Source organism: Novosphingobium resinovorum, assembly GCF_036352595.1.
GTDB classification, from domain to species: Bacteria; Pseudomonadota; Alphaproteobacteria; order Sphingomonadales; family Sphingomonadaceae; genus Novosphingobium; species Novosphingobium resinovorum_B.
The window spans coordinates 1-4,982 of sequence record NZ_JAZFAX010000083.1 but is presented as its reverse complement, the minus strand read 5'-3'; the positions used below and the strand labels follow the sequence as shown (position 1 = coordinate 4,982).

Sequence of the window (4,982 nt, the reverse complement as noted above, 5' to 3'; positions counted from 1 at the left end):
ATATAAACGCCGGGCAAACCATGTTCGAAATAAGCAACATCGTCACCGCTGCTTGATTACCAAAATTACATCGCCAAACCTGCCGCGGCGGTTCAACCGCAACGTGGAGGATTTTTACCGCTTACGCTGGTCGTGACCTGTCGACTAGTGGATTGATCGGAACGAATGAGTCCGCTTGAGGGATTCCCATACCGTCGGTGCCGTGCGACGATGCGACATGCGAACGGGTATCGAGATCGAGGTCACTGCACCGGACACGAAGCGGCTTGAGGCGATTGTTGCGGCGCGGGGTTCGCCGCAGAAGCATGTTTGGCGGGCGCGCATTATTCTCCTGACGGCTCGCGGCCTGGGCACTCAGGCGATCATGATGGCGACGGGCAAATCCAAGACGTGCGTATGGCGCTGGCAGGAAAGGTTCATGGCCGAAGGCGTGGATGGGTTACTGCGCGACAAGACCCGCCCGCCGGGGATTGCGCCTCTCGACGCTGCTTTGGTTGACAAGGTCGTGAAGCTGACGCTGGAGACGCCCGGCCACGAGGCTACCCATTGGACAGTGCGCGCGATGGCTAAAGCCGTTGGTATCGCGGCGTCATCGGTCGTGAAAATCTGGCACGACCACGGTCTGGCGCCCCATCGTTGGCGCAGCTTCAAGCTGTCGAACGACAAGGCTTTTGCCGAGAAGCTTCACGATGTCGTCGGGCTTTACGTCTCACCGCCTGCGCACGCGATCGTGCTGTCAGTCGATGAAAAGAGATCCCATGGCGAGTGGATGGCATCCGAGGCTCTGGCAGAGTGAGCTTGTTCCACACCCACTTTGGAGGCAAGCGTGCAGATTACAACCGAACGACAGCAAGCGCCGATCGCTATCCGTACTGATCTTGGCGCAATCTTCATTTCATTGGAACTCAGTCGATCCACCTGGTTGATCACGTCGCTGTCGCCGGGCTTCGGTGAGAAGATGTCGAAGCATTCGGTGCGTGGCGGTGATGTTGCCGGCCTCTTGGAGCGTCTCGCTCAACTGCAGAACAGAACGTTGACACGGACGGGAGCGCGTTTTCCTTTCATCGTCATCCAGGAAGCCGGCCTTGATGGCTTTTGGATCCATCGTGCGTTACAAAAGGAATCGATCGAAAGCCACGTCGTCGATCCGGCATCAATTGCGACATCGCGCAGGCGGCGTCGGGCGAAGACCGACAGGATCGATGGCGAGACGCTGGTGCGCGCCCTGTTGGCATACAAGCGCGGCGAACCGCGAGTATGTGCAATGATAAAGGTGCCGACGCCGGAAGAGGAAGATCGTCGCCGTCTTTGCCGCGAACGCAAGGTGCTGACTGCCGAACGAATTTGCCACGTCAATCGTATCAAGGGACTGTTGTTCTGCCAAGGTATCTCCGGCTACGAGCCGCTTCGCCGCGACCGGCGGGCGCGGTTGGACGAAGTCCGAACTGGCGACGGTCGCGAGCTACCGGCACATGTGAAGGCGCAAATTACTCGCGAACTCGACCGGATTGATCTCCTGATCGAACAGATCAAAGCGGTCGAGGTCGCGCGCGACGCACTGCTTGCTCCCAAGGAGATCGCTGCACCAGCGCCAGCGGCGATGTTGCTCGAAATCAAGGGCATCGGACCCGAATTCGCAGCGGTGCTTTGGTCGGAAGGACTATTCCGACACTTTGACAACCGACGACAGGTCGCTGCCTACGCGGGGCTGGCGCCGACGCCTTGGCAGAGTGGATCGGTCGATCGCGAGCAGGGGGTATCCAATTCCGGAAATCCAAGGCTGCGCACGACGCTGATCCAACTGGCGTGGCTCTGGCTGCGGCATCAACCACAATCGGTGCTCACCCTTTGGTTCGAGGACCGGGTCAGGCGCAATGGCAGCCGTACGCGCAAGACGATGATCGTTGCGTTGGCACGAAAGCTGTTGGTCGCGCTGTGGAAATATGTAACCACAGGCGTCGTCATTGAAGGTGCCGTAATGAAGGCCGCTTGATAATAGATGGCGACCAAATCTACTAATTCTTCAGGACTCGATCAGTCCTGACGGATCCAGGCAGACGAACCGATATTTGGCAGGGCCTGACAAGCCGAAAAAGAGAATGGTTTCGTCCGCCTGAGCCCTCGCCCGCCGCAAGCGGGATCATGGTGCAGCCGCTGCGAGCGGCGACCGTATATAAGGTTGATCGTGCCTGGCGACGGGCCGCGTCACGCAAATCGGGCTCAGACCTGGATACCGAAGCAAAGAAATCGAGACATACTATGCCGCCATGAACCCCCTTGACTTTGTATCTCCCATATAAGCCAGATCCAGGCGCTCGACCGGACCCAACCGGGCTTGCCGCTGAAGCGCGGTCGCGGCGCAACCATGACGCACGACTACAAGCGCAACGGGACCACGACCCTGTTCGCCGCGCTCAATGTCCTGGATGGCTCCGTGATCGGCCGCAACATGCAACGACACCGGCATCAGGAGTTCATCCGGTTCCTGAACACGATCGAAGCCCAGATGCCCGCTGACAAGGCGATCCACGTCATCCTCGACAATTATGCGACCCACAAGCAGCCCAAGGTCCGCGCCTGGTTAGCCAGACATCCGCGTTGGACCTTCCACTTCGTCCCGACGTCGTGCTCATGGCTCAATGCCGTCGAGGGCTTCTTCGCCAAGCTCACACGGCGGCGGCTGAAAAACGGCGTCTTTCATTCGGTCGTAGATCTGCAGGCAGCCATCAACCGCTTTATCAAGGAGCATAACGAGGACCCCCGACCTTTCATCTGGAAGGCCGATCCGAACGAAATTATAGCCGCTGTACGGCGCGGGCACCAAGTGTTGGAATCAATTCACTAGGTTAGTCCCAAACTCGCCGTGCAGCATGGCGTTGACCTCGCCCCGTTTGGCGCCGGGCGTCAGGACGATGCGCTCGATGAGCGCGCGCAGCGCATCGGCCGCCTCCTGCCGCTCCTCCGGATGCGCCAAAGCTTCGGCAAACCGCTCCACCTTGCGCCGATAAATCTCCCCACAACATCAGCATCGTCGCGCTCCCGGCCAAATGCCCCTCCTTCGGGCGCCGCCATGGCGCCATTGAGCATCATACGATGCCCGGTGAAGGGAGGCATCCACCGCATCAGTTCAGGGCCTTTCCTTCGGAAAACATATTGAATATGACCATGTAATTTGTCGGTTACGAGTTGATTGCTTAATTTGAGGATGAAATGGTTGGCCTTATGCAGTATCTATTTTAACAAGGTCATCCCACGATCACCTTGTTATTGGTGAATGCGCTAACTTGGCTCAATCTCCTTGTCGAGAATTCCGTCGTCGCTCGTCTGTAATCTCGCCTGAGGGCTTTCGGTATTAGGAAGGGCGCGGATTTTTCGATCAATCGCCAAGATGCGCGGCAGGCGTTTAGCTGGTATGGCGCTGGAAGCAGTACCAACGCCGCCTGCAAGCGGGCAGACATCACGGCAGAGATGGTTGGTCGCCGAACGGCGGCACGTGCGGAAGTGCCGTACTGCAAGACCAGTCAAAACAGACGATGGGAGACGATATGATGGCGTCCTTGGTTGGCGTTTCGCGTGAGCGGCTGGCGTGGCGGTTGATGTCGGGGGTGGCCGCAATGGCGTTCGCGCCGACAGTGGTACTGGCCCAAGCCGTCCCGGTCGAGGAGGCCGCACCGGCGCAGCAGGCCGATGAAGCGCCGATCAGGGACATCATCGTCACCGGCTCGCGCCTGTCCAATTCCAACTTCTCGGCGCCGACGCCGGTGCAGACGCTGACTGCCGACGATATCGCCCAGCGCGCGCCGGTGCAGATCGCCGACGTCGTCAACCAGCTACCCGCCTTCCGCGTGACCCGATCGGCGACCGGCAGCGGCAGCGTGGCGGACCAGCAGGGCGGCGTGCAGTCGCTGCTCGACTTGCGCGGCCTCGATCCGCTGCGCACGCTGGTTCTCATCAACGGCAAGCGCACGGTCGGCACCAACATCAACGCCACCTTCGATTCCAACATGATCCCGGTGGGGCTGGTCGAGCGGGTGGATGTCGTCACCGGCGGCGCCTCGGCTGCCTATGGCTCGGACGCGGTGGCCGGTGTCGCCAACTTCGTGCTGCGCAACAAGATGACCGGGCTGACCGGCTCGATCCAGACCGGCATCACCGAAGAGGGCGACGGCGCCACATATGCGGGCAATCTGGCGGGTGGCTTCGCGTTCGGCGACGGGCGCGGGCATATCGTGTTCGGCGTGGATGCCGCGAAGTCGAGCGGTGTGGGCAACATTTACTCGCGTGGCTACACGTCGAACGAACCGGGCCTGCTCGCGCTCTCGGCCGCGCAGCGTGGGGGCACCAACCCGGCGCAGGTCTTCGCCTCCGGAGTCGAATACGCCAACGTCACGCCCTATGGCCTCATCACCACCCGCGCCAGCGACGGGCAGCTCTACAACTTCGATGCCAGCGGGAGCGCGAGCAGCTTTGCGCAAGGGACCGTCTATGGCTCCAGCATCGCGGCGGTGATGACCGGCAGCACCGCGAACCGGGGCTACACGCCTTACAGCGCCTTCCCGCTTTCGGTCGCGAACGACCGGCAGGTCGCCTACCTGCGCGGCGAATACGAGGTGTCTGACGGCCTCACCCTCTATGCCGAGGGCAATTACGGCCGCACCCACCAGCCCTATTCCAAGGCGGCCTACTTCACGACCAGCCTGATCGTGCCGGTCTCCAGCCTGCCGACCGAACTGCAGCCGCTCTATACGGGCACCAACGTGACGGTCGGGCGCATCCTCGACGAGACGGGCGGCAGCCAGGGGTCGCAGACCAACGAAGTGCGCCGCTTCGTGCTGGGCGCCAAGGGCAAGGTCAACGACTGGCTCGACTACGAGGTCGCCTGGACGCACGGCCGCTTCCACCAGAGCCTCAACACCACCGGCCTCGTGACCTCGGCGCTCTACAAGGCGGTCTACGGTTGCAACGGGACCACCGGCAACCCG

At 61.1% G+C, this 4,982-nt stretch carries 3 protein-coding genes and 2 pseudogenes; 4 read left to right on the top strand and 1 reads right to left on the bottom strand.

Translation table 11 applies throughout. The features are described from left to right. Positions 1-217 precede the first annotated feature (217 nt). From V2S85_RS26755 to V2S85_RS26745, 3 genes and pseudogenes are all read left to right on the top strand, one after another. Positions 218-751 (top strand): annotated as a pseudogene (locus tag V2S85_RS26755) (helix-turn-helix domain-containing protein); the annotation flags it as partial. Positions 752-832: 81 nt separating this feature from the next. Then, on the top strand, positions 833-1,993 hold the full coding sequence (locus V2S85_RS26750; RefSeq protein ID WP_330705821.1) for an IS110 family transposase: 1,161 nt from the start codon (positions 833-835) through the stop codon (positions 1,991-1,993). A 303-nt stretch (positions 1,994-2,296) separates the two neighbouring features. Next, positions 2,297-2,845: pseudogene (locus V2S85_RS26745) on the top strand (IS630 family transposase); the annotation flags it as partial. On the opposite strand, the gene V2S85_RS26740 reads toward V2S85_RS26745, so the two are convergent. Continuing rightward, positions 2,834-2,995 carry a hypothetical protein gene (locus V2S85_RS26740; protein WP_330705820.1) on the bottom strand — a complete coding sequence of 54 codons (162 nt, stop codon included), beginning with the start codon at positions 2,993-2,995 and terminating at the stop codon, positions 2,834-2,836. The pseudogene V2S85_RS26745 and the gene V2S85_RS26740 overlap by 12 nt on opposite strands. Before the next feature lie 553 nt (positions 2,996-3,548). Here V2S85_RS26740 and V2S85_RS26735 point away from each other — a divergent pair. Continuing rightward, on the top strand, positions 3,549-4,982 hold a 1,434-nt coding region (locus V2S85_RS26735; protein WP_330705819.1), incomplete at its 3' end, for a TonB-dependent receptor plug domain-containing protein.